This is a genomic window from bacterium (assembly GCA_036524115.1).
Taxonomy (GTDB): domain Bacteria; phylum JAUVQV01; class JAUVQV01; order JAUVQV01; family DATDCY01; genus DATDCY01.
Window position 1 is genome coordinate 1 of sequence record DATDCY010000143.1, and the last position, 3,888, is coordinate 3,888.

Annotated in this window: 4 protein-coding genes; 2 read left to right on the top strand and 2 right to left on the bottom strand. The window is 71.6% G+C overall.

Annotated features, from left to right (window positions below; translation table 11 throughout):
• Together VI078_06845 and VI078_06850 are read right to left on the bottom strand one after the other, a co-directional pair.
• On the bottom strand, positions 1 to 314 hold a 314-nt coding region (locus VI078_06845), incomplete at its 3' end, for a hypothetical protein (protein ID HEY5999009.1).
• Positions 307 to 909 (bottom strand): hypothetical protein, encoded by a 603-nt coding sequence (locus VI078_06850; protein ID HEY5999010.1) that lies wholly within the window; start codon positions 907 to 909, stop codon positions 307 to 309. The genes VI078_06850 and VI078_06845, both read right to left, overlap by 8 nt.
• A 211-nt stretch (positions 910 to 1,120) precedes the next feature.
• On the opposite strand from VI078_06850, the gene VI078_06855 reads away from it, so the two are divergent.
• Positions 1,121 to 1,750, top strand: coding sequence for an MEDS domain-containing protein (locus tag VI078_06855; GenBank protein ID HEY5999011.1), 630 nt, complete (start codon positions 1,121 to 1,123; stop codon positions 1,748 to 1,750).
• Between the two features lie 41 nt (positions 1,751 to 1,791).
• On the top strand, positions 1,792 to 3,888 hold a 2,097-nt coding region (locus VI078_06860), incomplete at its 3' end, for a PAS domain S-box protein (GenBank protein HEY5999012.1).

Consider the following 3,888-nt stretch of genomic DNA (forward strand, 5'->3'; position numbering starts at 1 on the left):
GGGTCGCGCCGCGCGAAGGCGAGGGCCTGCACGGCGATTTGGCCCGCGAGGTCCGCCGCGATCGACGACCGGTCCGCGCAGCGCGGGACGGCCCAGGAGAGCGGGAGGATCTCCCCCTCCCGGAAGAGGCGCCCGTGCCAGTGCAGGAGCAGCTCGGTCCTTCCCGCGCCGGGGAGTGCGCAGAGCGCGCGGCTGCGCCCCCGCCCCCGCAGGAGCGAGCGCGCCTCGCGACGCAGCTCGTGCGTCTCGCGGACGCGCCCGAAGAACGCCTCCGCCGCGAGGCCGCCGGGCAGCACCGCGCCCTCCTCAGCCATGCGCCGCCTCCCCCGCCACCGCCGCCGACGGCGCCTGCAACGGCTCATAGACGAATTCCCGGCCGCCCTCCTCGATCGTGCGCTCGCGCCGCCTGACGAGGCGGACCCGGTGCAGATTGATGAGGCGGGTGCTCGCCGCGGTCAACTCGATGCCCAGTCGATCGGCCAGTTCCCGCGCGCTCAGGCCGCCGCGGTCCATCACCAGTCGCAGCGTCTCGCGCAGGTGCGGGGTGAGCGCCCCGAGGCATTCCCAGGCCGCGCCGGCGCCGAGCAGCAGGACCGGCAGCTTCTTGCGCTCGAGCGCGACCTCGATGTTCTCCCGCTGCGATTCGCCGAGCCCGCCGAGGCAGAGGAAGCGCTCGCCGTACTCGCCGGCGTTGAGGCGCAGCACGAGCTTGGCGAGACACTCGTCCGCGCACGAGAAGTCGACGATGCCCACGCCGCCGAAGTCGAGCGACAGCACGCCGCCGCGCTCGAGCCGCTCGAGCCGCTGGACGATCGCGGCGCGGACCACGGCGCCTGTCTCCCGGGTCACGAGATGCACGGTCTCGCTGCCGGTCGCTTCGCGGAACAACTCGCTGACCGACACACGCATGGACGGATCCCCTAGTGGTTCAACGACTTCAGTTGAAAACCAATATTAGGACGCCAACACTCCCGAGTCAACAGAAATATTCTCCCTGAAACCAATGGATTAGCGATCGGACAATCCGTCATCGCGGCGAAGCGCCGCGGTGACGACGTCTCCGACAAGGGTTGACAACTTTCTCGCCGCGCCTAAACTTTCCTCCAATGGAGACCGCCAGGTGAGCGCCACCGACCAGTTCAGGACCGATTCCGGCATACCCCTTGTTGGCGCCCTGCCCTGGGGCAGCCACTTCTGCCAGTTCTACCAAACGCAGCAGGACATGCTCGACATCGTCGTCCCCTACTTCCGCACCGGGCTCCAGCGCAACGAGATGTGCGTCTGGGTCACCTCGGACTTCCTCACCCGCGACGAGGCCCTGGTGGCCCTCGCGGACGGCGTCCCCGGGTTCGACGCCTACCGCCACGGACAGCAGATGGAGGTCTTCCCCCACACCGACTGGTATCTCAAGGGCGGGAAGTTCGACCTCGAGCGCACGCTCCGCATGTGGATGGAGAAGCACGCAGAGGCCCTGGCACGCGGCTTCGAGGGCCTCCGCGTGAGCGGCTCGCCCTACTGGATCGACAACCGGAAGGATTGGGACGACTTCGCCTGCTACGAGGCCGAGATCAACAGGGTGATCGGCGGGACGAAGCTCCTGGTGCTCTGCACCTACGCCCTCCACAAGTGCGGGGTCGTCGAGATCCTCGACGTCGTCAAGAACCACGAGTTCGCGCTCGCCATGAACGCCGGCAAGTGGCAGATCGTGAACATGCCGGTCTCGAGCTGCCAGCGCCGACCGGAACGGTGACCGACCGGCCGCGATCGGCGCGGCGCGCGGAAGCCTGAGCGATGCGCGCCTTCCACCGCCGCGACTCAGGGATCGAACTCGTCGGCGATCTGCCCTGGGGCAGCCACTTCTGCCAGTTCTATGACACCAGGGACGACCTGCTCGAGGTGCTCGTCCCCTACTTCAGGGCCGGGATCCGGAACAACGAACTCTGCCTGTGGAAGGTCGACGCGGCCCTCGAGGTTGCGGGCGCCGCCCGGGCGCTCATCGACGCCGACCCGGCCTTCGCGGGGCACCTCGGCGCCGGCCGGATCCGGGTGCTGGAGGCGGCCTGGCCGCACGCGCCGGCGGAGCCCGCGGGCGACGGGATCAGCCGCGCCCTCGACGCCGCGGTCCTGGAGGGCTTCGACGGGCTGCGCCTCGCGACGCCCGCGCCGCCCTCGGAGGTCGGCCTCGCCCGGCACCTGCCGGGCGCCGCGTCCCTGCGCGCGCTCAACCTCATCGTGCTGGTGCTCTACCCCCGCGGGCAGGTCGAGGTCCCGGATCTGCTCGCGATCGTCAAGGAGCACCGGTGCGCCCTCCTGCGCGACGCCGGGGGCTGGAAGGTCCTCGAGGGCTCCCAGGCCCGCGCGACCGAGGACGACCTCGAGCGCAGCGAGGAGAAGCTGCGCTCGCTCTTCGGCAACATGCACGAGGGCTTCGCGTTCCACCGCATCGTCCTCGACGCCGCGGGCGACCCGTGCGACTACGTCTTCCTGGAGGTCAACCAGGCCTTCGCGCGCCTGACCGGCCTCGACCCCGACCGGATTGTCGGGCAGCGCGTCACCACCGTGCTGCCGGGGATCGGGGACGACCCGACCGACTGGATCGGCAGGTACGGGCGCGTGGCGCTCACGATGCAGCCGACGCAGTTCGAGAGCCACGCGGCCGCGCTCGGCAAGTGGTTCGCCGTCTCGGCGTTCAGCCCCCACCGCGGGTTCTTCGCCGTCACCTTCTCGGACATCACCGCCCGCAAGCGCGCCGAGGCCGAGCGGCAGGCCATCGAGGAGCGCCTGCGGATCACCCTGAGGAGCATCGGCGACGCCGTGCTGTCGGCCGACGCCGACGGCCGCGTCACCTTCCTCAACCCGGTCGCCACGGCGCTCACCGGCTGGACGGAGGCCGAGGCGCTCGGCAGACCGGCCACGGAGGTCTTCCGGACGGTGGACGGGCGCACCGGCCTGCCGGCCGAGGACATCGTCGGCCGCGTCCTGCGGGAGAACCGCGCCGTGCTCCTGGCCAACAACACCTCCATCGTCGCCCGGGACGGCCGCCTGGTCCCCATCGAGGACAGCGCCGCGCCGATCCTGTCGGCAGGCGGCGGGGTCGCCGGCGTGGTGCTGGTCTTCCATGACGTGACCGCCAAGCGCGAGGCCCAGGAGGCGCTGCGGCGCGCCAACGACGAGCTCGAGCGGCGGGTCGACGAGCGCACGCGCGAGCTGGCCGACGCCAACAGGGAGCTCAGGGCGCTGGCCGGGGAGCTGACCCTCGCCGAGCAGCGCGAGCGCCGGCGCATCGCCAAGCTCCTGCACGACCACCTGCAGCAGCTGCTGGTCGCCTCGAAGTTCAGGGTGACCGCGCTGCGCCACTCCGCCGACGGGGGCGCCCGCGCCACCGGCGAGCAGATCAGCGCGATGCTCGACGAGGCGATCCAGGCCTCGCGGACGCTCACGGCCGAGCTCAGCCCGCCGATCCTCTACGAGCGGGGCCTCGGCGCGGCGCTGCGCTGGCTGGTCACCTGGATGCTCGAGAAGCACGGCCTGGCGATCGACTTCAGCGACCGTGGCGCGCCGCCGAACCTCGCCGAGGACGTCATCGTCCTGCTGTTCGAATCGGTCCGCGAGGTGCTCTTCAACGTCGTCAAGCACGCCGGCGCCTCGCGGGCCGCCGTCGACGTGTGCTGCGAGGGCGACGACCTGCAGATCTCGGTCTCGGACGCGGGGGCGGGTTTCGAGCCGGCGGTCCTGCCCCCGCCCGGTCCCGGCGGCGGCTTCGGCCTCTTCGGCATCCGCGAGCGGCTGACCCTGCTCGGCGGGCGCCTGGCGATCGACAGCGCGCCCGGACGGGGGACGCGGGTCGTGCTGAGCGCGCCCGTGCCCCGCGCAGCGGCGGCGGAGGCC